The sequence below is a fragment of the Aeromonas sp. 11P genome (assembly GCF_051920165.1).
Classification (GTDB): domain Bacteria; phylum Pseudomonadota; class Gammaproteobacteria; order Enterobacterales; family Aeromonadaceae; genus Aeromonas; species Aeromonas veronii.
On record NZ_JBQBDJ010000004.1, the window covers coordinates 4,286,035 to 4,308,741 of the forward strand.

Annotated in this window: 15 protein-coding genes, 1 tRNA gene and 4 pseudogenes; 8 read left to right on the plus strand and 12 right to left on the minus strand. The window is 49.7% G+C overall.

Annotated features, from left to right (window positions below; translation table 11 throughout):
- Positions 1-44: 44 nt before the first annotated feature.
- Positions 45-2,384 carry an acyl-CoA dehydrogenase gene (locus ACTG1P_RS19965; RefSeq protein ID WP_440002045.1) on the minus strand — a complete coding sequence of 780 codons (2,340 nt, stop codon included), beginning with the start codon at positions 2,382-2,384 and terminating at the stop codon, positions 45-47.
- A gap of 48 nt (positions 2,385-2,432) precedes the next feature.
- On the minus strand, positions 2,433-3,086 hold the full coding sequence (locus ACTG1P_RS19970) for a TetR/AcrR family transcriptional regulator (RefSeq protein WP_058055798.1): 654 nt from the start codon (positions 3,084-3,086) through the stop codon (positions 2,433-2,435).
- 461 nt (positions 3,087-3,547) lie between these two features.
- Here ACTG1P_RS19970 and ACTG1P_RS19975 point away from each other — a divergent pair, with 461 nt between their 5' ends.
- Both ACTG1P_RS19975 and ACTG1P_RS19980 read left to right on the plus strand, forming a co-directional pair.
- Positions 3,548-4,288: a phosphatase gene (locus ACTG1P_RS19975; protein ID WP_440002046.1), complete on the plus strand. Its 741-nt coding sequence runs from the start codon at positions 3,548-3,550 to the stop codon at positions 4,286-4,288.
- A gap of 89 nt (positions 4,289-4,377) precedes the next feature.
- A tRNA-Thr gene (locus ACTG1P_RS19980) sits at positions 4,378-4,453 on the plus strand.
- A gap of 327 nt (positions 4,454-4,780) precedes the next feature.
- On the opposite strand, the pseudogene ACTG1P_RS19985 reads toward ACTG1P_RS19980, so the two are convergent.
- Positions 4,781-5,089, minus strand: a pseudogene (locus ACTG1P_RS19985) (hypothetical protein); the annotation flags it as partial.
- Between the two features lie 372 nt (positions 5,090-5,461).
- On the opposite strand from ACTG1P_RS19985, the gene ACTG1P_RS19990 reads away from it, so the two are divergent.
- The 5 genes and pseudogenes from ACTG1P_RS19990 to ACTG1P_RS20010 all read left to right on the plus strand — a co-directional run.
- Positions 5,462-5,761 carry a hypothetical protein gene (locus ACTG1P_RS19990; RefSeq protein WP_440002047.1) on the plus strand — a complete coding sequence of 100 codons (300 nt, stop codon included), beginning with the start codon at positions 5,462-5,464 and terminating at the stop codon, positions 5,759-5,761.
- Positions 5,762-5,766: 5 nt separating this feature from the next.
- Complete coding sequence (locus tag ACTG1P_RS19995) at positions 5,767-6,528, plus strand: hypothetical protein (RefSeq protein ID WP_440002048.1); 762 nt, start codon at positions 5,767-5,769, stop codon at positions 6,526-6,528.
- Between the two features lie 110 nt (positions 6,529-6,638).
- Positions 6,639-7,730, plus strand: coding sequence for a tetratricopeptide repeat protein (locus ACTG1P_RS20000; RefSeq protein ID WP_440002049.1), 1,092 nt, complete (start codon positions 6,639-6,641; stop codon positions 7,728-7,730).
- Positions 7,664-8,587 (plus strand): tetratricopeptide repeat protein, encoded by a 924-nt coding sequence (locus tag ACTG1P_RS20005; protein WP_440002050.1) that lies wholly within the window; start codon positions 7,664-7,666, stop codon positions 8,585-8,587. The genes ACTG1P_RS20000 and ACTG1P_RS20005 overlap by 67 nt, the downstream gene beginning before the upstream one ends.
- Before the next feature lie 319 nt (positions 8,588-8,906).
- Positions 8,907-9,050, plus strand: a pseudogene (locus ACTG1P_RS20010) (IS481 family transposase); the annotation flags it as partial.
- Positions 9,051-9,279: 229 nt separating this feature from the next.
- Here ACTG1P_RS20010 and ACTG1P_RS20015 read toward each other — a convergent pair.
- The 7 genes and pseudogenes from ACTG1P_RS20015 to ACTG1P_RS20045 form a co-directional block, all read right to left on the minus strand.
- Positions 9,280-10,218, minus strand: coding sequence for a hypothetical protein (locus tag ACTG1P_RS20015; protein WP_440002051.1), 939 nt, complete (start codon positions 10,216-10,218; stop codon positions 9,280-9,282).
- A gap of 608 nt (positions 10,219-10,826) precedes the next feature.
- Complete coding sequence (locus ACTG1P_RS20020) at positions 10,827-11,558, minus strand: hypothetical protein (RefSeq protein ID WP_440002052.1); 732 nt, start codon at positions 11,556-11,558, stop codon at positions 10,827-10,829.
- Positions 11,559-11,944: 386 nt separating this feature from the next.
- Positions 11,945-12,316, minus strand: a complete 372-nt coding sequence (locus ACTG1P_RS20025; protein ID WP_440002053.1) for a hypothetical protein — start codon at positions 12,314-12,316, stop codon at positions 11,945-11,947.
- A 1,387-nt stretch (positions 12,317-13,703) separates the two neighbouring features.
- A complete protein-coding gene (locus ACTG1P_RS20030; protein WP_440002054.1) occupies positions 13,704-13,979 on the minus strand; it encodes a hypothetical protein in 276 nt (91 codons plus the stop codon).
- Between the two features lie 808 nt (positions 13,980-14,787).
- Positions 14,788-15,192 carry a type I restriction endonuclease subunit R, EcoR124 family gene (locus ACTG1P_RS20035; RefSeq protein ID WP_440002055.1) on the minus strand — a complete coding sequence of 135 codons (405 nt, stop codon included), beginning with the start codon at positions 15,190-15,192 and terminating at the stop codon, positions 14,788-14,790.
- The gene (locus ACTG1P_RS20040; protein ID WP_440002056.1) at positions 15,141-15,719 is read right to left on the minus strand and encodes a type I restriction endonuclease subunit R, EcoR124 family; all 579 of its coding nucleotides are present in this window, start codon (positions 15,717-15,719) and stop codon (positions 15,141-15,143) included. The genes ACTG1P_RS20035 and ACTG1P_RS20040 overlap by 52 nt, the downstream gene beginning before the upstream one ends.
- Positions 15,716-16,615 (minus strand): annotated as a pseudogene (locus ACTG1P_RS20045) (IS3 family transposase); the annotation flags it as partial. The pseudogene ACTG1P_RS20045 and the gene ACTG1P_RS20040, both read right to left, overlap by 4 nt.
- 118 nt (positions 16,616-16,733) lie before the next feature.
- Here ACTG1P_RS20045 and ACTG1P_RS20050 point away from each other — a divergent pair.
- Positions 16,734-17,720, plus strand: coding sequence for an IS110 family transposase (locus ACTG1P_RS20050; RefSeq protein WP_440002324.1), 987 nt, complete (start codon positions 16,734-16,736; stop codon positions 17,718-17,720).
- Positions 17,721-17,960: 240 nt separating this feature from the next.
- Here ACTG1P_RS20050 and ACTG1P_RS20055 read toward each other — a convergent pair.
- Together ACTG1P_RS20055 and fdhF are read right to left on the minus strand one after the other, a co-directional pair.
- Positions 17,961-18,221: pseudogene (locus ACTG1P_RS20055) on the minus strand (transposase); the annotation flags it as partial.
- Positions 18,222-18,314: 93 nt separating this feature from the next.
- The gene (fdhF, locus tag ACTG1P_RS20060; RefSeq protein ID WP_440002057.1) at positions 18,315-22,481 is read right to left on the minus strand and encodes a formate dehydrogenase subunit alpha; all 4,167 of its coding nucleotides are present in this window, start codon (positions 22,479-22,481) and stop codon (positions 18,315-18,317) included.
- Between the last annotated feature and the right edge of the window lie 226 nt (positions 22,482-22,707).

Genomic DNA, 22,707 nt, shown 5'->3' on the forward strand with positions numbered 1-22,707 from the left:
AAAACCGGCCACTAGGGCCGGTTTGGTACAGGTTTGCCAGGGGATCAGGCTGCGTGCTCGACCTTGTTTGGCTGCTTGTTTGGTTGCTGGGAGAAGCCTTCCAGCTCGCCCGGGGCGAAGTTGTCTACCTGAATGGCTTCATAGCGCAGGGCATCGGCGGCCAGCAGTTTGTCCGCTTCGTCCTTGCTCAGCACCGATTTGGCCAAAGCGGCTTCCACCAGTTCCGGCAGCGCCAGTTTGCGGGGCAGCTTGCCCTCTTTCTGGGCCTGCACCAGTTTCTTCTCGTAGGGCTGCACGGCGACCATGGCCTGGAAGGCGCGCTCCATCAGACCGACCGGATCCGCCTCGTCTTTGCCGACATAGCAGAGAGCGGTCAGACGGTCGCGGAACTCGCCCGGCTTCATCATGGCCAGACAGATGGCGTGGCAACGATCGTCGGCCGGCATTTTGTAACCGACGCCGAACGGGAACACCACGCGCTTGAGTACGGCACCCACCACCTTGTTCGGGAAGTTCTGGAAGAAGCCCTCGAACGCCTTGCCAATCAGGTAGAGGTTGCGCTCCACCGCGTACTGCACGAACGGCAGATCGGAGACCATGCGGCCCTGATCCTCGTAATGCTTGAGGGTGGCGGAGGCCAGGTAGAGATGGCTCAGCACGTCACCCAGACGGGCGGAGATCATCTCCTTGCGCTTGAGATCGCCACCCAGCATCAGCATGGAGACATCGGCGCACAGGGCCAGCCCTTTACTCATGCGAGACAGCTGCTTGTAGTAGCGAGCGGTTTCGCCAGCTACCGGTGCGCTGTTGAACTGACCCAGAGTCAACCCCTGGAACAGGGAACCGAAGAAGTTGCCGGCGCCAAAGGCGATGTGCTTCATCAGCAGGGTGTCAAACTTCTCGAGACCGCGCTCCACGTCGGTGTCAGCCGCTGCTTCCAGCTCGGCAAAGACGTACGGGTGGCAGCGGGTGGCTCCTTGCCCGAAGATCATCAGGTTGCGGGTCAGGATGTTGGCCCCTTCCACCGTGATGGCGACCGGAATACCCATGTAGGCGTAGCCGGTATAGTTTTTCGGGCCCAGCTGGATGGCGCGGCCGGCGTGGATGTCCATGGAGTCATCCATGATCTGGCGCGCCATTTCGGTCATGTGGTACTTGGAGATGGCGGTGACGATGGCCGGTGCCTGACCCAAGTCTAGGGAACCTGCGGTCATGCGACGGGCCCCTTCCAGCTGATAGGTGAGGCCGCCGATGCGGGCCAGCGCCTCTTGCACACCTTCAAACTTGCCGATGGACATGCCGAACTGCTTGCGCACATAGGAGTAGGCGCCCACGGTGCGGCTCGCCATGTGACCACAGGCGGTGCCCAGGGCAGGCAGCGAGATGCCGCGACCGGCGGAGAGGCATTCGACCAGCATGCGCCAGCCGCGACCGGCGTAATCCGGGCCGCCGATGATCCAGTCGAGCGGAATGAACACATCCTTGCCGAAGGTCGGGCCGTTCAGGAACGCCAGACCCATGGGGTAGTGGCGATCGCCGACGCGCACACCCGGGTGGCTGGTGGGGATGAGCGCGCAGGTGATGCCGAGCTCTTCCTTGTCACCCAGCAGTTTTTCCGGGTCATACAGCTTGAACGCCAGCCCCAGCACGGTGGCGCGCGGCGCCAGAGTGATGTAGCGCTTGTTCCAGTTGAGGCGAATACCCAGCACCTCTTCACCCTTGTGCATCCCCTTGCAGACGATCCCCTTGTCAGGAATGGCACCTGCATCGGAGCCCGCTTCCGGCCCGGTCAGGGCGAAGCAGGGCACCTCTTTGCCATTGGCCAGCCCCGGCAGCCAGAAATCTTTCTGGGCCTGGGTGCCGTAGTGCATCAGCAGCTCGCCCGGGCCGAGGGAGTTCGGCACCATGACGGTGACCGCCACGCTCAAGCTCTTGGTGGCGATGCGGGTGACGATGGTGGAGTTGGCAATCGCCGAGAACTCGCGGCCGCCATAGGATTTCGGGATGATCAGGGAGAAGAAGCCTTCCTTCTTCAGATAGTCCCACACCGGTTCCGGCAGGTCTTTGGTTTCGTTGACAATCTTGAAGTCATCGACCATGGCGAGCAGGGTTTCGACCTGATTGTCGATAAAGGCCTGCTCCTCTGCGGTCAGCTCGGCCTTGCCGTAGCCGTGCAGTTTTTTCCAGTCGGGGTTGCCGCGAAACAACTCGCCATCCCACCAGACGGAGCCGGCTTCCATGGCCTCCCGCTCGGTAGCTGACAAGGGCGGCAATATTTTTTTGAAGATGCCGAACACCGGACGGGTTACCACCTTTTTACGGATGGAGGGTACGCCGAGCACAACGGCTATCGCCAGCACCAGCAGGACAAGCAATGTGATCATACCGAAGTTCCTTCTATTTCACTGTTTCCGTTGATTTATTGTTGGTTGCTACACGGCCAGGGAGAGCCTGGTCGACTCCACGGGCGCCCCGACTCCGGACGCCAGATAAGGAATAACGTTGCGCACCAGCCCTTCCACATCGAGCTGCTGGCCAAAGTCGGCCAGGGCGATGTCGCGCAGCGCATCGGCAGAGGCCATGGTGAATACGACGGTGCCCAGGGTGAAGTGCAGGCGCCAGAAGAGATCTGCCGGCGACAGGGCCGGATTGGCCTTGGAGATGGCCTGGGTGATCCGCTGCAAAATGGGGCCGTAGTGGGCGGTGATAAAGCGGCGCAGGTGGCCCTGGCTGTCGATATAGCCGCGTCCCAGCAACTGCATGAAGATGGCTGGGCCGTTGGCCCGCACCGCCGAGAGCTTCATCAGCGGCTCGACAAAACTTTCAAACAGTTGCAGCAGGGTCAGCTGATCCTGCTCCATCAGTACCCGCAGGCGGGTATCCAGATCGGGCATGAACAGGCTCAGATAGCGGTCGAGCACCGCCTGGATCAGCTCCTTCTTGGAGCCGAAGTGATAATTCACCGACGCCAGATTGACGTCGGCCTCACTGGTGATCAGACGCAAAGAGGTATCGGCGAATCCCCGCTCGGCAAACAGCACTTCAGCGGCGTCGAGAATACGGTTTTTGGTATCGATTTTACTCACTGGACACCTCACTTAAACGAATGTTTAAAAAGTACGTTTCATAACGTGAAGTGTCAAGAGAATGTGAATGAGTGTTAGCGGAATGTTTTTCGATGAAAAAAGCAAAGTGGGCGGAACTTAGTCAAAAAGCAGGACTCTATATCTGTGCCACTGCAATTAAACATTAAGTCTCGCCCAACCTGCACCATGCTAGTTGGGCCTTTTTTTGTGCGTCTGTTACCGGTTTGCAGGCAAAAAAAACCGCCGCAGGGCGCGACGGTGGGGAAAGTGAGTTCGCGTCATCCTGACGGCAAACTGTCGATGCGAGTTCAGGCATGTATCGACGGGGGCAGTATGCCAGCCAGAGCCCCTCAGACTATGTCAGCTTCGCGGTATTTTGTGACAAAGTGTGGCAAGTGCCAGCGTGGCCCAAGCTGCCGCTCTTTGCTATGCTGCCCTTTAAAAATATGAGGGGAGAGAAGATGAAGTACCCGGTCGATACCCACACTCACACCATTGCCAGCACCCATGCCTACAGCACCATCCACGACTATCTGCCGATAGCCAAGGCCAAGGGGATCAAGCTGTTTGCCACCACGGATCACGGGCCCGAGATGGCCGATGCCCCTCATGTCTGGCATTTTGCCAACTTGCCGATATTGCCAAGAGTGGTGGATGGGGTAGGGATCCTGCGGGGTATCGAGGCCAACATCAAAAACCTCGACGGGGAGATCGATTTTCCCGAGCGCTATGAGTCGCGCCTCGACATGATCATGGCGGGTTTTCATGAGCAGGTATTCCCTCCCTGCGATCAGGCTACCCACACCCAGGCGATGATCAACGCCATCAAGAGCGGCCGGGTCGATATGATCAGCCACCCGGGCAACCCTTCATTTCCCATCGACATTCAGGCTGTGGTCAAGGCGGCTGCGGACTATCGGGTGGCGCTGGAGATCAACAACTCCTCCTTCATTCACTCGCGCCCGGGTAGTGAAGGCAACTGCCGCGCCATCGTTGAAGCAGCGCGAGATCTGGGAGCCTATCTCACTTTCGGCTCCGATTCCCATGTCGCTTTCAGCCTCGGCGATTTTGATCACTGCCACCGTCTGGTGACCGAAGCGGGCTTCCCGCAAGAGCGGATCCTGGTACGCTCCCCCCGCGCCCTGCTCGATTTCCTCGAGAGTCGCGGTCGCGCCCATATCCCGGAGTTTACCGATCTGTAAATCGGGCTATAACACCATGAGCCAACTCATAAAATCGAGCTGGCTCAATTGACTTGCCGGTCATTTTTAATGAATGTGGATAGCTACAAGCCGGTATAGCTCAGTTGGTAGAGCAGCGCATTCGTAATGCGAAGGTCAGGAGTTCGATTCCCCTTATCGGCACCATATAAAACAAAGAGTTAGGTTTTTTTTCGTGAACGATTTTAGTGTGAGTTTATCGTTGGCGTACTTGTTGTGGAGAGTATAGAATGGGTCGTTTCTTACTCTTGTCATACGCGCCTTACGCGCCTTATGTGTAAGGTCACCCATCTGTTCTCCCAATTTTAATACATCAACCCGGTTACTTTCTGGGTAGATGCTGGAGCCGTGAATAGTTAGTTGCACCATTTAGTGTTGCTGGCTTCATGGTCATAGCAACGATGATGGCTCGCTACCACCCATCAATAGTGGTATTTGCTGATTGATACAGTTGCTCAGGGAGGGGCAGAACAATCAGAAAACGCAGATTTTCCTTCCCCAAGTAGCTGTTACACTTTGGTTTGTGACCGGTAAGCCAAGACTATTCAGTTTGTTTATAGCGCCCACATACATCGTCATGTCCTCTACCTGAGCGTTGTATGTCGCAGATTGATTTTGCCCGTCATCAACTGCTTGAACCGATACATCGCCGTCTCTACCAGCGAGCGTCGCAGTGGGTTGAGCTTCGGCATCATGGACATTTTCCAATAACACTTCCATCGCCACGATATCGTGAGTGGCCGGGTCTACTGCCAGATGCAACTTGCACCGCACTCGTCGCCTAACAGGTAACGATGTGGCTACATCATTCTCGTATAGCGAGGATTGTCCATAGATCTTTCGGCGCTGGCTCTCCCAGGTAGACAGGATAGCTCGATAGCAATTTTCAATGTTGCACCACTGGCGTGGTGCATCTGATCCAGTTATCTATCTGGCCAAGTATTCCACCGGGAGCTTGTCAAATGGGGTATTCCACTTGCTGCAATCCACGGACTACCTGGCACATGTCGAGCACTATCATGGCTGTGCGCACCTGCATAGGAACAACCTCAACACTGGCTGACGAAAACTGTACTAGCATCATTCGTTTCCATTTCATAAGGTCGTATAGCAGTACCTCCACAACAAAGACCTATCTGTATCATGGAAGTAACAATGGAAATAATTTCACTGCATTCGTTAATTCAGAGAACTATGTGTATGTTGGGGTTCTCATTGGAAAGTATGGCTGATCGGGTATCAGCACTAATCTGGCTTGGTGATAATATAGGTGCACAATGGCCATATTATATTGATGACTCAACAATAGGGTTTAACGATTGGAAATTCATACGCGATGCTGACTCAGGAGAAATCGTATTTAGTAATATGCAAGTCCCTGCTATTAGTAAACATGAGTTGGTTGAGGTCTATCAGGATGATTTTTCTGCAAACAATAATACAACTATGGAATAGTTGATATGAATGTATACCTAAAAATTGATTCATTAAAAATGGAACCACTAACAGATGAAGAGCGGATAGGGGCAGCTCGAGATCCATTGACTACGCCTGAGCAGTTAAAAAAGCTATCCATGGACGATGATTCATGTGTTCGTTATTATGTCGCTGGAAATCCTGCAACTCCTATTGAAGCAATTACTCGACTAGCTCACGATGATGACGAGGATGTGAGTGAATTAGCTATCAGCAGTGCTGTCATTCAACCTAGCACTCTCAGCGAATTATCGAATCATACTAATGTTGTACAGAGAGCTGCCGTAGCTAGAAATCCGTTAACCCCCACAATAGTGCTCATTTCATTATCCACAGATGCGGATAGACATGTCCGTGCAAATGTGGCTTGTAATCCCACAACCCCCTTATCCGTATTAAACGTGTTATCTCTGGATGAAGCAGAAGATGTCCGTGTCGGTATTGCTGGTAACCCGGAGGTTTCTCAAGCGTTATTGATACAATTGCTTGAGCGGGCAAACCGCGATGATATAAGGGTTTTGGCTGCGGCGGCTGCTAATCGTGCATTGCCATCCTGGATGTTGATTCAATTTGTTTCTGATGACAGTCCTTTAATCCGTATGTCAGCGGCAAGTAATCCGCTACTAAAACCGGAACAGATGAACAAGTTACTTTTTGATAGTGATGAGTATGTGCGCAAGGCTTTGATGCGAAACCCCGCCTTGCCAGGTTCATTGAGCATGTGTTGCGTGGATGATCAGCTATAAAGCTAGGATAAATGTTACAGAGCTCATACTTATGCTGAAATGTAATTAAACAAGATTCTGAAGATGATAGATTGAGATTAAGTTGACTAAATGGATACGTGGAGGTTGTCATGACATATGGGGAATACACTGGCGATAATGCTGCACATGATATGATAGAAAAAGAAAAGTTCATGAAGCAGAAATATCAAGAGGCAGTTTCTTACGAATTTGGGATCGGCGTAAATGCTGACTTTCTAAAAGCGATTGAGATATATGAGATTGCGGCGTTGCGTGGCCACCCTCAATCAAATTTAAAACTTGGCATGTGCTTTTTTCATGGGCATGGTGTAACTCAAAATATTAATAAAGCAATTAAGTATTTTTGGAAAGCTGGGAATAGTGGGTGTGTCCTGTCCTACTTTACACTAGGATGGATTTATGACGAAGGGGTTTTAATACCTAAGGATGACGATAAAGCAGAATATTGTTATACAAAATCAGCTGAAAATGGAAATGGCAACGCACAGTATAACTTATCTCAACTGTGTTTGAAGATAAGTGAAAAAACGGCCAAGAAAAGCTATGAAAAAAAATCAATAGAATGGCTTGAGTTGGCAGTGAAAAATGGCCATCCACTTGCCCAATTGAAAATGGGTATTCATTTGGTCAATAGAAATGAAGGGCCAGAAATTGATGTGTATGCAAATAGGTTATTTACACTGTCGGCCGAACAGGGAAATATTGATGCGTTATATCAATTAGGATTAATGCATCTAAAAAGCTACAAAAAATATAAGATAGAGCGTGATCTCAATATGGCATTTGAGTTTTTAAATAAAGCAAAAGATGCCGGGCATATTCAGGCGCAAGTGAAAATTGGAGACATGTGCTACTGTTGGCTGGGAGACAACCTTGATAATACTCTGTTTGAGAACATTAAGATTGGAGGACGTGAATATGAAATAGGGCCAGATTGGGGGCATTATCTCGAAGCAGCAAAAAAAGGCAGTATGGAAGCTAAATATAAGGCCAGCATCATACTGTTAAATGAAGATGCGAGCTGTAGCGATGGATTAGAGATGCTAGCATCTGCTGCATATGGAAACTATCCTGCCGCGAAATATTTACTGTCTGTGAAAGGGATTTGTGATCTTTGGCCAATGACCATGAAGATTTTGAATTGTATAAAGATAGATTTTTCAATGATATTGAAGATATAAGAAGCCAGCTTGATTATGTGTCTAAACATGGAATAAAAAATGCCAATCTGCAATTGGCAAAATTGTATTGGAGTTGCTACCGGGCTGGTAAACTAGACGTTGAGCTTTGTGAGATATCTAGCCTGCTGTATTATTTGGTTAGCGACTATCATTTATTGAAGTACACAGAAGTTCCTTATTGCACTTATTTAGATGACATATCTTTAGATGAGCTTATTTCGCTTGCTAAATCAGGTGATAGCAAGGCTCAATTTGTACTAGGAACTCGCTATGCACAAGGGAGCATAGTTTCTCAGGATCTTGAAAAAGCTGAATTTTGGTATAACCAATGTATTGGTTCTGGAGACCCAGAAATCCTATGTCGTCTAGCATATATCTATCACATTGGTGATGGAGTAAATGCAGACATAAATAAATGCATGGAAATTATGAACTCCTATAGAAATAGTTACTTATCAAGTTCTTATGATGATGATATAAGTTATCGTCGAGGTTGTATCGCGTTACATAATGATAAGGACCGGGATAATGCAATTAAGTTTTTTGAATTAGCCTCTCACAATAGCCATTTACATTTGGGGGCTGCATTTAAACTTGCAAAAATATATTTGAAAGATGACGGTAAGTATGAAGATGGGATTCATATGTTAATCTCCATTATAGGAAGAGGAGTAAGCGATCCTGGTGAGTGTAGTTTGCTAGCTCTTATTAATGAATACTCTGAAAATGCAAGAAGTGGTATTCGTGAAGATATCAATAAAAATATTATAGCTCCCATCTTGGATGATGTGCTATGTTTGCCTACTATATTCAAGAATGAAGTTAGTGAGGCCATTCGTAAACATGTATATTGCTAATTAAACTCTTGCTATATGATATAGTATCATACTAAAGGGGCGTTATTACTTAACGCCCATCTTTAATTCATGATATGCTCATATATTTAATATAAAGTGATGCCAACCGTCTATATATAATGCAGGGTTAGGGGGTATTTTTGAGCGACATAGGGTGTGTAAGTGGTGGAATGGCCAATAAATTGTCATCTCATTTTTACGGCTTTGTCCATGTATGGAGATGGTATTCACCTGACAGTTGCCCACAAAAGGGAGTGGTCATACGGCTTCAAACCGGATAACAAAACGGTACCCCTACCGTGTTATCTGGAGTCACCATATGACCACCATCGAGAAAGTAGCACGTCATAAACTCAGCCTGTTAGAGCTCACCAAAGAGCTCAATAACGTCAGCAAAGCCAGCAAGTGCCTCAGCTATAGCCGCCAACAGTTCTACGAAATCAGCTGCAATCATCAGACCTACGCAACCAATTGTTAGCTAGATTGGGTACTTGGTTGCACGATTAGTCCCTCCCAGGCGAGCTCATTGGAGGATGTGCTGGAGCGGGCTAGTAATCAGGTAGGGTGATAGATGCAGCATGGTGAAAGGGTCTGAAATTGATACCAAAGGAAGGGCGCACGAAAGTAGCATAAACAAGACACCGGTTTGAGGCCGGTGTCAGGTGATAACTAGATCTGTACAAAAAAAATTGTTAACCGTTTTGTAACGACAATTTCAACTTTACTGTAGAAGTAAGCAAATTACAGTGCATTTTCATCCACTCGATAAGTTCATTTTTAGTCAAACAAACGATATTTTCTATACTTCCACCTTGATAAGAATCTGGATGTGTTGAGAATAAAAAAACCTTGTTGTTTTCACGCAGATACTCTTCATAATTAGCAGGGTTAAGCGTAGATGGCCACCTCCCCGACTTCACTTGAACTAAGCCTGTTTCTCCATCACTATTTGTCATGGAAAATTCGAAGTGAGGTTTTGAGCGAAAGCAAGTAGATTTTATCAAAATCCAACCTTCCGTCTGAAGTTTTGAGGCAACAATGTCCTCGACATCATCAGGAGATAGCAATCCAAACAATGAATCTTGATCTATTGTATCCAAAACACTACGAATTACCGCTATATCAATGCTTGGAAGGCGAGATAAGTCATTACATAGATGAGTTAATAGATATCGATTAAGTCTTACCTCCGCTTCGGATAGGTTAATTCTTTGAACCATTCTCCGAGCTATAGTTCCCCTTTGTACTGATCCACAAACTAAATCATCAGGGACCTCGATCCATTTTGCCTCGATAGCGTGACCTAGATCGTAATGATAAAAATCCTCACATATTTCCCTTGCAATGTATTTTTTATCTCCGGCAATGCAAAGATAGTAGTGACCGTTTCTTTGCATCCAAAGGTGATCTCCAGGTTTAATTTCATCAAACATTATTTGAATTGGTCTAGGGATATCCGTGATATTCCACGTATCTTTAATTAACAGTTGTGCTTCATCTAAGTTCTTAGGCTGCTCATTTTCGTAACCATGAGACCATCCTATTCCGACCATGCCAAGCTCTTTGCACTTAATAAAAGGATCATACCCTTCATCGCTTTCAGGTTTGATGCTGAACTTCCACGTCTGCATTAGGCCTCCTTTTGCAGATAAATCTGTCAACAAATCCATATTTCAATATACTGCTAAGCACAAAAACGTAGCGATAGAGTCGTTTAGCTCACCCAAGAGTGTTGTAACTAAGTTTCATAGAGACTTAAGCGTCAGATGAATCATATCAAACACCTATCTTAGGTAGAAGTTTTGAACTTTAATTAAGGTGGTTATGAGTACAGGTCAGCTCGACGTCTAGGATGGGGAGTAATTCGGAGAGAAGCGATTATCCCATCTGCTGTGCCAGTCGGCAGGTCATCGATTTGAAACTGTGAGCGACCAAAAGATTACGCATGTGAGTCAACTATGAGTCCTTAGTACGCAAGGAAATACGCGCCTCTGCGGGGCATCCTACGTGTTTTGATGCATGGGGAAGCAAAGGATGTGATTCCCGGTCGGGATTGACTCGCGCCATCCTTGGCGCTCACCGAGCGCGCTGCCCGCATGGAGACGTGATTAGATCACAGACGGTCGGCCTGTTCGAATTTCCTTAACAAAGTGCGATCCCGCCCTGTTTATGGCCGGTGCCTGATGACAAAATTAGCTTCACATGATTATTAACTCGTTGCAATAAACTAAAAAATAAATTACGAATTTTCCCAAAATCTGTTTTGAAGGGAGGGGATTTCAATTTGAAGATCATCCTTAAAAATAAACATCTCCTCACCATTATCATCAAAATCTATTTGACTTCCATATGAACGCAGCCACAGCTTTCTATTATCAGCTGATAGTACATAGCCCATCTTTCTCTCATTACCCCTTAATCGATCCGGATACGCCCATCCTTTCCGTTCAAGCTTAGTAATGGTTACAATTATATGCGCCAATAGGGGTTGCTCTGGTGATACATACTCATGAAACCACGGCCAGAAATCTTTGTCACCATCCGATGCACGCCACCCCTTAATTTCATTCACAGTATCTAAATCTGCATATGGATGAGAATGAAATGTGCCAACCAGTTCTATATTAGGCCAGTATTTCGTAAAAAACTCCTTTTTTGCTATTATCGAATTAAGGTCTGGCCGTACCCAGTCTTGATGCCTCAATGCAGACGTTTCAACAGTAGCCATTGTAGATACAATTCGAGCGGGATTTTCACCCTTCTGAGGAATTGAATATCCCCACAAAAGGCCAAATGTTTCAAGATTGATAGCCCCCTTTCCTTTTAGGTGAGCTCTATGCTCAAACTCATAAGCCTCAATTGCAGTAGTGAAAAGCTGAGGTACAACATGGTCTTCAACAACAATATATTTCATATTTATATCCTGCAAGGCATTCCCAATATCTTTTACATACCAAAATTTACGCGACATTAGTATCATTAATTTAGGATTATTAATGTTAACAAGATCACGATTCCAGTCTAGTTGATATGAATTACATTTAGTTGGCAACTAGACTGGATCCGCGTCAAAAACACCGACTTAAGACCGGTGTTTTGATAGTAACAGCAATATACATAGCATTCTAGTTTAGTAACGGCTCAAAATTTTAGCAACCCACTCTCTAATATTATTTGACAGACGCGCTGTTTTAACAGTTCGTTTTGAACGCCCCGCCCCTGCTCCATCACGATAGTAATTTTTTCCTGACTCATATACGTTTCATAACCAAAATTATTATTAAGGAATGACTCTAAAAACTTAATTGGAATTTTTCTGTTAGATGGGATTATAAAATAGTCCTTATTAAAGAATTTTTATACTGCAATGAGTTCATGACCAAACTCAAATTTTCCATTCTCAATCCAAGCTAGGAATTTACCAGCTTCATCACTACTGTAGCAATAATTGTCACTGAGTTTTAACTCATTGGCTAGCGATCTTATCATTGCAAATGTTATGGATTTATAATAGTCAGCCCCCTTATATACTGGAATGTTATTCGTAATTATTCTGCGAGTATTTCCTCTATCGTCAAATTTTATCAACTCCTCACTTAATTTTTCACCGTAAAAATGCTCAATATCAAAAGCCTCACCAGCATAAAATTCACTTCTGTTTAATAACCCGTTAACTCGCCACTCCTCTGTTTTCAACACAGCTAACTTAAGAATTTTTTTATCCTTCATCGACTTCTAAGGTGAAAGATAGCTAATTTTATAACCTTGTTGTTCAAACATCGTTAGTAGGGTGAAATTATAATCCAAACACAATTTATGCTGAATAAACAATCGGTTAGTCATATGAATTAATGTGGGGTTTTGGCAATACTCATGCAAACTTTCAATAGAGTAATCACACCCCAACGCTGACATCGCCAGCTCTGTAATGATATGATCGCTATTTTTATATACTCGATTTTTGCCACCAAGAAGCGCTAAAAATACATTATTATAATTCCTCGCTCGGTGGACAAACTGCCTAATATCATTAGGCTGAACGAGCCCATTTTAAATAATTGTAGTAAATGTTAGGTCCTTATCTGTGAAACTAAATCCATTTTTCACAACCGGTGTAAAAATTGATATCTGTTTACTGCTAACACTTTTATTTATAGCGCCATTAGGGAATTTACGAGCAGTGTCATCATCGATTAATATTTTATCTGGTGTATTTATTGCATTTACCAACACGTTAACATTTGATTTTTTTGCATTGTGTACCTCGTCGCTAAATACAATACATTTTTTGTCACTTGATGCATGCTCATTGATCTTGTTTATAATATCTGATTTAGTAGTTAAATATATTTCTGGTATCACTTTAGGTTTGGATGACCTATATACGAACACTTTCTTATTACTGAACTCAGCCAAACCAACCAAAAAAACCAAATGAGTCTTAACTTAAAAACGCATCGGCAATAACAACCGTGCTGGCATCAGTAATAATTCTTTTGAAATTATCCATCCTTTCAATGTATTCATCAACTGATGACTCTCATGCCCAATTATGAGTGCATTAAATTATAAACACCCTCAAATTCATCTATAATTAAAGCTTGGCACTTATCCCGTACATGCATATATTTTTTATTATATAAAATGCTCAGAGCAACACCATAGACACCGGTTTCATTTTTGGTGATATCTGTATGATAGTGTCGTTCATCCTGATCAGGATACAGTGAATTCGTGAACGCTCGAGATGGATTTAAAAAATAGGATGCATACCATTATTCCCAGCCTCGTCGAATGTGGGTATTAGGCAATTAGTTGTTTTACCCGTACCTGGTGGGGTAACAACTATGTGAATCCCAGGGGAACGATCTAGACACAATCTTTCGTGACAAAGATCGATATTAGTTTCAGTAATATTATCATTCTTAGTATAGAAATTGTGCGCCAAAGATACCGCGCTCTTTTTAGCAAACAAGTGTTTATTTATAGCCTCGGCGATTCGAGTATGGAATCGATTACTAGTTTGAGACCAAACATAATCAATTAGAGACGTCTGAGACATTATTTCTGGACAAAAATGATGAGAGTTTACCGCCACAAAATCAATTGCTTCTTGCTACTCCAACTCAGTTTTAGCATACCCGAGCAGCAGCAACCCTAGATTGACCTTGTTCGAACAAGCCTTAAGCTCATGCTCATCCAGCACGACTGTGATCTTATAATAGAATGCAATTTTCACCGCATGAAAAATTGAATCCTTATCAATTATAATTTTAATTGAATTCCTAGGCTCACCATCGCCAATAATTTCTACGATTTTATCCCTCAGCGCGTTAGATTCATCAATCCCAAATTTCAAATGGCAGTTATCGCCACAACTCAACACAAACATATTCACCTAATTTAGTTATTTATAATAATATGGTGGCGTTTTTCAACGATACACTTTTATTACAGTCATTAAATATTTAAATACTTCTCCAGCATTCATACCCAAAATTTGGCGTAGGCATTCTCCTTAGCGGCTTTTAATCTCTAGGAAGAAATTATAAATATAAATTATGTGTCTACATACACTCACTGGTATGTACGAAAAGAACGATATGCATTATTCCAATGCGTTTGCAATAGGGCAAACAATAAATGTCTTGACTTTTCTCTCAAATTATTAGTTAAACATTATAATTGAGCCCTAAAATGGCAAAGCTATCTATAAACTCTAATAATTTTGAGGGGGTAAGAGCGCTATCTCAACAGCCAATGTGATACAAAACCAGTTGGCCACTACACTGCGATGTAGTATGAGGAGCTAGTGACAGAGGCGACTTCTGAGGTGGTTTATTGTAACCGGTGTGGATGCAGCCCACGTGATTTGTGGTGTATGTAACTACAAATGCTAATGATCAATTCACTACTGAAATTAATGAAAAACCCTGTCCTTTTTTTATTTTCCTCGCTCCGCGAGCACCAGACCCATTTTTCGACTTGCAACCCTACGAAACACTTCATTTAAGGCCAACTATCGAAGCTGCAAGCATAGCCTTAATGAATAAGGCTAACTCTGAGCTATTAAACAGGCTAATGCCATTAAGACATCAGCCTGTTGTTTAGGAGTAACGACTATCGTTACAGATCGCCACCCACGCCCTTGTACTTCTCTACAAAGGCTGCGATCTTCTGGAAAACGCTCTGTTTTTTGGTCAGATATTGCGGTTTAGCGGGCTCATCTTGGGCAACAGTGAATTGAGCTCGGTGCCGTTTTCGCTGGCGAATTCGCGCTTGAGCGAATTACTGATATACTGCTTTGCCGCTTCCACATTCAGATTTTCAGAGCTGATCAGCTCATCTGCTTCTCGCCGTTGCTCAGCCTGAGCAAACGCGTAGAGCGCTTCGATGACGCTGGCGGCATCACCTATCTGGTCCAAGTCGGTTTGATTGATAAAATCGACCAGCAGGCTTTCCTTGGCTCGATTGCCAAGGCTTGCACGGATCAGTTGGCGCACTTCATCTACTAGCGCAGCTTTGCTTCTGGTTTTCTTGTTGTGTTCATAAATCAGTTCAAGTATGTAATCGAGGTTGATCTCCTGGGATTTGAGCAGATCCACCTCAAAGACGATGTCATCCCAATCGATGGTAGATTTGTCTTTTTCCTCTGCTGATTTTGCCGACGCTGCCAATCTCGGATGTCATTGTAAGTAGAATGGTAGTCTTGGATTGTGCGTTCGGCAGGCAGGCGAATGCTGTGCAACTCGGCCAGCTTTGCATCATCCAGATAGTGTTCGGCTTTAAATGCTTCGACCGCTTCAGGATCGCTCATATCTACGCTTTGCAGGGCCTTCAGGCTGGCAAACTCGTCATAGTTTTGTAGCAAGTTCTCTACGCGTAGATACTCGCCAAAGAGTTTCGCGAACGCTTTCTTGTCGGCCTCTTTCTCAATGGCCGCAGGATCAGGAAAGCACTGCTCCAGCTCGCTCACCACATCCATAAAGCCGCGCCGTGCTTGACCGGTTACGAGGTCGGTAAAGCCTTCCATGTACTCCTTGTAGCTCTTTTCCAGCACCACGTTCTTGGTGTTCTTGTCACCGAACAGGGTGATAGCGTCGATGGTCGCCTGCTCTAGTGTAGTGGTCAACTAAATCCGGACACTTGGTTAGGCCGTTCTTCGGCTTTTGCTGGCGGTATCCCGTCATTGTGGTGATGTGGACGCCGCCAGTTGTAGTAATCCATCAGGTAATAACTGATATCCCGCTTTGCCTCCCGTATGCTCATGTATCCCGTTGCAGGGAGCCACTCTGACTTCAGGCTTCTGAACAACAGCTCCATCGGGGCGTTATCCCAGCAGTTGCCACGCCGACTCATGCTCTGGGTCATGCGATAGCGCCACAGTCGTTGCCGAAATGCCCTACTGCCATATTGGCTGCCCTGGTCGGAGTAAAACAGCACGCCGGACGGGCAACCCCGCTGCTGATAGGCCATCTCCAGTGCTTTGATTGCCAATTCTGCATCAGGTTTATCAGACATCGCCCATCCCACGACCCGCCGGGTGTGCAGGTCAAGAACCGCTGCCAGGTAATGCCAGCGACCACCTGCCCAGACGTAGGTGATATCGCCACACCACACCTGATTGGGTTGCTGGACATCAAATTCGCGGGCCAGCAGATTGGGAATGTCCGGTCGTTCAGACTGTGCCACCTTATAGCGGTGTGCGCCCGGCTGTTTGGATGCCAGCCCGGCTTCCTTCATCAGGTTACGTACTTTGAATCGGCCAATCGGATACCCCAACTCTCTCATCATCGACATCAAGGCGCGGCTGCCCGCTGAGTTCCGGCTTTCTTTGAACAAACGGCGCAACTCACAGCGCTGTTGCATACGCTCACAGTTAATCGTCCGCCTGCGAGCCAGATAGTCTTAAAAACAGGATGTTGGAACATCGAAAGCGCAGCAGACCAGAGTAATGGGGGCTTGCTCCCTTAATCGGTCTATCTGCGCATACGTGTGAACTCGTCCGCCATCAAGAGAGCAGTAGCCTAATGGGATGGTCTGCTCCATCCACCCCGCTATGCTGGAGCCAGCATCAAGGAGGCTCATCATGACTCAAGCGCAGATTTACATTTACGGGATCGATTTAGGCAAAAACTAGTTTCACCTGGTGGCGATGGATCGCATGGGGCATGTATTGACCAAGCAAAAGCTCACTCGTTCACAACTGAAACAGTTCATCAGTACGACTCCACCCTGTCGGGTTGCCTTCGAGGCATGTCCTGGTTCGCAATACTGGGGACGCCTGTTCCAACAGGCGGGGTTCGAGCCCAAGATTATTCCCGCTCAATTTGTTAAGCCCTACCTCAAATCGAACAAGAATGACTTCAACGATGCCACCGCCATTGCCGAGGCTGGTAGCAGAGGCACTATGCGCTGTGTCCCGTTGAAATCTCATGAACAATTGGCATTGCAGGCGACTCATCGCGTCCGTCAGCGTTTCATCGTCGAACGTACCGCCACTGTCAATCAGATGCGAGCGTTTCTGCTGGAATATGGGCTCACCATGCCAGTCGGCAGAAAAATCTTCGAGCGCTCTCTGCCGACGATCCTTGAAGATGCTGAGAATGGCTTGCCTGACTTTATCCGCGCCCTGGTATTGCGTCTGAGAGAACGGTGGCAACAGCTGGATATTCAGATTGATGAGATGAGCCTCATGCTCGGACAAGCCTCGAGCACATCGAGTGTGTGCCAAAAAATCAGTACCGTCCCCGGCATTGGACCAATTGTCTCAACCGCGTTGATTGCCGCAATTGGCAATGGCTCACAATTCAAGAAAGCCCGCGACCTGTCAGCCTGGTTGGGGCTGGTCCCCAGGCAATATTCAACGGGTGGCAAATCTTCGCTCGGCGGGATCAGTAAGCGTGGCAATAGCTATTTAAGGCAAATGGTTATTCAGGGCGCCAAAGCGCTGAAAATTCACATGAAGCGTGACAAATCATCGTTAGGCGAATGGGTCGCGAGGCTAGAGGTCGGCCATCACCACCATGTGGTCCTTATCGCCTTGGCCAATAAGATAATGCGAATTTGCTGGAAAGTGCTGACATCCGGCAGGGATTACCAACCGTATCCCAACACAAGTTCAGCCGTTTAACTGATAGAACTCATACTCGGTTTTGCGAGCCAAAAACAGATGACAGAAGCGTTTACCCCACGACGTTGCAGCCTGGCTATAAAAGCAGTCTCTCATGACTGGTAGTTTTATTAGGACGACGACGTGCGGATCCCATCAAGGCTAGAGCCGGAAAACGGCTCACAGACAGGCCGGATACATTGACGCAAACGACTTCTGGAAATCAGTTCACGCTTGCAGATAAGGAGCAGACCATACATTTTTTAGAATGTCTTTTTCACGTTCGAGTCGGTTGATACGGGCTTCCAGCTCCTGGATTTTCTGCTGTTCCGGTGTCAGTTCTTTGCTGATTGGGGTTGTGCCGCAGCGTTCGGATTGGAGCTGCTGAACCCAGCGACGAAGCACGGTTTCACCGACATCCAGTGAACGGCTGGCTTCAGGGACAGAATATCCCTGGTCGAGCACCAGGGATGCGGCTTCTAGTTTGAATTCGGCAGTAAATGAGCGACGTAATCTTGTCATTGAACACCTCAGGTCATAGTGGCGACTGTACCACCTAAAATGGTGTCCGAGATGATTAGACCACTACAATCCTGCATGTTACCTGATCTCCGGTCAGGCTATCTCCATCTCTGGTTGTTGTGTCGAGGTGTGTTGGCTGGTCAGCTTTTCGATGCGCACCGCTGCCACCTTGAACTCGGGGATCTTGGCGTGGGGGTCGGTGGCATTGATGGTGAGCCGGTTGGCCGGTGCTTCGGCAAAGTGGAACGGAATAAAGACCACGCCCGGTTGCATCCGCTTGGTGACGAAGGCGGGCAGTTCGATATGGCCACGGCGGCTGGTGACTTTCACCCGCTCGCTGTTGCTGATGCCCATCCGCTCGGCGTCCACCACGCTCATCATCACCCGTGGCCCGGCCAGCTTGTCGAGCCCCTTGGTCTTGCGGGTCATGGTGCCGGTGTGGAACTGCTCCAGCAGGCGGCCGGTAGTGAGCACGATGGGATAGGTCTCGTCGGGCAGTTCGGCGGCATAGCGGAACGGGGTGGCGACCATCTCCCCCTTGCCACGGGTGAACTGCTTGCCGTGGAGCAGGCGAGTGCCTTCGGGCGCCGCGTCGTTGCAGGGCCACTGTAGCCCTTGTGCTCCCACCTTGTCCCACTGGATGCCGGCGTATTGCGGGGTAACCTGGCAGATCTCGGCGGTGATCTCCTGCGGGTGTTGATAGCGCCAGTCGCCGCCCATGGCGTTGGCGATCTGCTGGATGATCCACCAATCCTCCCGCGCTTCACCCGGCGCCTTGAGGGCGGGGGAGATGCGCTGCACCCGCCGCTCGGTGTTGGTGAAGTGGCCGCTCTTCTCGGCAAAGGAGCAGGAGGGGAGCACCACATCGGCGAGCTGGGCGGTTTCGGAGAGGAAGATATCCTGCACCACCAGAAACTCCAGCTGCTTGAGCCCCTCGATGACGTGATGCTGGTCCGGATCGCTCAGCACCGGGTTTTCCCCCATCACGTAGAGCCCCTTGATGCTGCCCGCGCAGGCGGCATCTATGGTCTCGGTAAGGGTAAGGCCGGGCGTGCGCGGCAAGTCAGGCTGCTGCCAGGCAGTGGCGAAGCGGGCATGTACCTCTGGGTCGGCCACCTTCTGATAGCCGGGCAGGCAGTTGGGCAGCGCCCCCATGTCACAGGCACCCTGCACGTTGGATTGGCCCCGCAGCGGGTTGATGCCGCCCCCTTCGATGCCGATGTTGCCGCACAGCAGTTGCAGGTTGGCGATGGCCCGCACGTTGTCGTGGCCGGTAGTGTGCTGGGTGATCCCCATGGAGTAGTAGATGGCGGTGCGTTCGGCGGTGCCGATGAGGCGGGCGAGCTCGATCACCTGCTCGGCCGGTACGCCGGTGACAAGGGCTACCTTGTCCGGCGCATAGGCGGGGGAGAGCACCTCTGCTTGCAGCGCTTCGAACCCTTCCACCCGCTCGGCGATATAGGCCTTGTCGTGCCAGTCGTTCTGGATGATCTGCTGCATCAGGCCGTTGAGCAGCATCACGTCGGTGCCGGGGCGGTGGGCCAGATAGAGGCTGGCATGGTCGGCCATCTCGATCCGCTTCGGATCGGCCACTACCAGCCGTGCCTTGCCCGTGGTGACTGCCCGCTTGATATGGGAGCCGATGATGGGGTGGGCCGCCGAGGTGTCGGAGCCGATGATAAAGATGAGATCCGAGTGGTCGATGCTCGGGATGTCGTTGGTCATGGCGCCGCTGCCGAGCGACGCCTCCAGCCCGGTGACGGTGGAGGCGTGGCAGAGCCGCGCGCAGTGATCCACGTTGTTGGTGCCCAGCTCCCGGCGCATGAACTTCTGGAACAGGTAGTTCTCTTCGTTGGTGGTTTTGGCCGACGAGAAACCTGCCAGCGCATCGCTGCCATAACGTTGGCGCAGGGCGGTGAAGCGCTCGGCCACCAGCGCAATGGCCTCCTGCCAGCTGGCGGGCACCAGCTCGCCATCCTTGCGGACAAGCGGGGTGGTGAGGCGCTCCTCGCTCTGGATAAAGTCAAAGCCGAAGCGTCCCTTGACGCAGAGCAGCCCCTGATTGACCGGTGAGTTGCGGTTCCCCTCCACATAGCGGATGCGGTTATGCGCCTCATCGACGTAGAGGGTGACACCGCAGCCGACCCCGCAGTAGGTACAGATGGTATTGACCGGCGTGAGCAGTTCTGTGCGCCCCTGCGACTTGTCGCGGGCATCCACCAGGGCTCCGGTAGGGCAGACCTGTACACAGGCGCCGCACTGCACGCAATGGGAGTCACCCATTGCCAGCCCGCTGTCGAACTGCGGGCGGTTCGAGAGGGTGCCATCGCTGTTCTTGGCAAAGCACAGCACACCCTGCACCGCCTGTTCGCCACAGGTCTGCACGCACTGGCCGCAGCCAATGCAGCGGTTGGCATCGAACACGATAAATTCGCTGCTGTTATCCACTGCAAACTTCTGGCATTGACTGGTATCGAGAGCGCTCTGCTCGACCTTGTATTGGGTGGCATAGTCGCGCAGCGCGCAATCGGTGTTGGCCTGACAGCCGCACTCGAGGCAGCGGCTGGCTTCGCTGCGGGCATCGACATCACTCAGACCTCGCTCCACCTCGGCAAAGCTTCCCTCCCGTTCGTCATCCGCCAGATGAGGCATGATGGTGCGGGCGACTCTTTTCAGGTGGGCAAACTGGGCGGGATCGACCTGCTTGAGTGTGGGAGCCTTGCAGGCGTTGAAAGGACGAACCGTATCGATCATGTCACCGTGGAGGAACTGAACGATGGCCAGCGCCGCCTTGCGGCCATCGGCAACCGCTTCGATGGCGGTGGCGGGCCCGCGGCGCAGATCGCCGATGGCGAACAGGTTGCCGTGGCCGCTGTGCATGGTGTCGGGGTGGGATTCCAGCGTCTGCCAGCGGGTGAAGGGGAGGGTGAGGGGCTCCCCCTCCATAAAGCTCAGATCCGGCTGCTGCGACACCGCCGCAATCACGGTATCAAACTCTTCAATGAGGTACTCGCCGGTGGGCTCCGGGCGGCGGCGACCGGAGGCATCCGGCTCGCCGAGGGCCATCTTCTCGAGGCGCACCTGACAGACGCGACCAGCCTCATCGGCCAGATTCTCTACAGGATTGGTGAGCATCAAAAAGCGCACCCCTTCGTGCTCCGCCTCGTCGATTTCGTACGCTTCGGCGGGCATCTCGGCGCGTGTGCGGCGATAGATAAGGGTGGTTTCAGCCCCCAGCCTGACCGCCGTGCGGGCGCAGTCGATGGCGGTATTACCACCCCCGATCACCGCAACCCTATTGCCGGTGGTGAGCCGCTTGGCTAGCATCCGATCCTTGAGGTAATCGACCCCGAGATAACAACCGGCCAGGGTGCTGCCCGGGTAATCCATCGGCACCGCCTTGGAAGCGCCAACCGCCAGACAGACCGCATCATAGTCGCGGTACAGCGCCGAGAGGGTGATCTGGTGGCCCAGTCGCTGCCTGGTGTGGATCCGCATGCCACTCTGGCACATCAATGCAATCTCCTGATCGAGAATCGCCTTGGGCAGCCGGTATTCGGGGATGCCGTAGCGCAGCCAGCCACCCGCTTCGGGCATCGCCTCGAACAGATCGACCTCGAACCCCTCGTAACCCAGATAGTAACCGCAGGTGAGGCCGCCCGGGCCGCTGCCGATAATGGCCACCCGCTTGCCCTTGGCGGGCTTCTTTGCCGGTTGATAGGGGGCAATCTCGGCCAGATCGAGATCGGCGGCGTGACGCTTGAGCTGACGAATGGCCAGCGGTTCATCTACCAAGGCGCGGCGGCACTGTGCCTCACAAAAGGCGGGGCAGACCCGGCCGATGGAGAGGGGCATCGGCAGGGTCTGCTTGATGACGGCCATGGCCGCTTCGTGATCCCCCATGGCGATGTGATGCAGATAGGATTGAATGTCCACCCCGGCCGGACAGGCGCGCTGGCAGGGGGCTTCGCAATCGGCGTAGTGATCTGCGAGGATGCGGCCGAGCGCCTGCTGGCGGTGGGCGCGCAGGGCATCGCTTTGGCTGGTGATCACCATCCCTGCCTCGGGGCGCGTCTCGCAGGCGCGCCGGATGCCGAGACCGGCAATCTCGACCACGCAGAGATTGCAGGGTGTCTTGGGGCCGCTGGTGTTGTCACCGCACAGGGAGGGGATATCAGTCTGGTGCTGTTTGGCTATCTGGAGCAGGGTTCTGGTCGTGTCAACCGTCAACTGAGCCCCATCGAGGGTGATGGTGATCATGGCGTCATAAACTCGCTTTCAAGGCGCAGAAAATGCTGCATCTGGCGGAGCCAGCAGGGGAAGCGACAGGGAGGCCGCTTGCTATACGCTCACCATAACAAAGATTATTTACAACTTTATTTGATTTTAGACAGCTTATTGTTCAAAAGGGAAAACGATTTCAGGTTGTCTTGTCTACCTCATCGGCACGGCGCATCGTTGAGAACTATTTCTCTTAAAGCAGAAG

Excerpts from the sequence above, each read along its gene's own strand:
- ACTG1P_RS19965 (WP_440002045.1), bottom strand. The coding sequence starts at position 2,384 with ATGATCACATTGCTTGTCCTGCTGGTGCTGGCGATAGCCGTTGTGCTC.
- ACTG1P_RS19975 (WP_440002046.1), top strand. The coding sequence starts at position 3,548 with ATGAAGTACCCGGTCGATACCCACACTCACACCATTGCCAGCACCCAT.
- ACTG1P_RS19990 (WP_440002047.1), top strand. The coding sequence starts at position 5,462 with ATGGAAATAATTTCACTGCATTCGTTAATTCAGAGAACTATGTGTATG.
- ACTG1P_RS19995 (WP_440002048.1), top strand. The coding sequence starts at position 5,767 with ATGAATGTATACCTAAAAATTGATTCATTAAAAATGGAACCACTAACA.
- ACTG1P_RS20000 (WP_440002049.1), top strand. The coding sequence starts at position 6,639 with ATGACATATGGGGAATACACTGGCGATAATGCTGCACATGATATGATA.
- ACTG1P_RS20015 (WP_440002051.1), bottom strand. The coding sequence starts at position 10,218 with ATGCAGACGTGGAAGTTCAGCATCAAACCTGAAAGCGATGAAGGGTAT.
- ACTG1P_RS20020 (WP_440002052.1), bottom strand. The coding sequence starts at position 11,558 with ATGTCGCGTAAATTTTGGTATGTAAAAGATATTGGGAATGCCTTGCAG.
- ACTG1P_RS20025 (WP_440002053.1), bottom strand. The coding sequence starts at position 12,316 with ATGAAGGATAAAAAAATTCTTAAGTTAGCTGTGTTGAAAACAGAGGAG.
- ACTG1P_RS20030 (WP_440002054.1), bottom strand. The coding sequence starts at position 13,979 with ATGTTTGTGTTGAGTTGTGGCGATAACTGCCATTTGAAATTTGGGATT.
- fdhF (WP_440002057.1), bottom strand. The coding sequence starts at position 22,481 with ATGATCACCATCACCCTCGATGGGGCTCAGTTGACGGTTGACACGACC.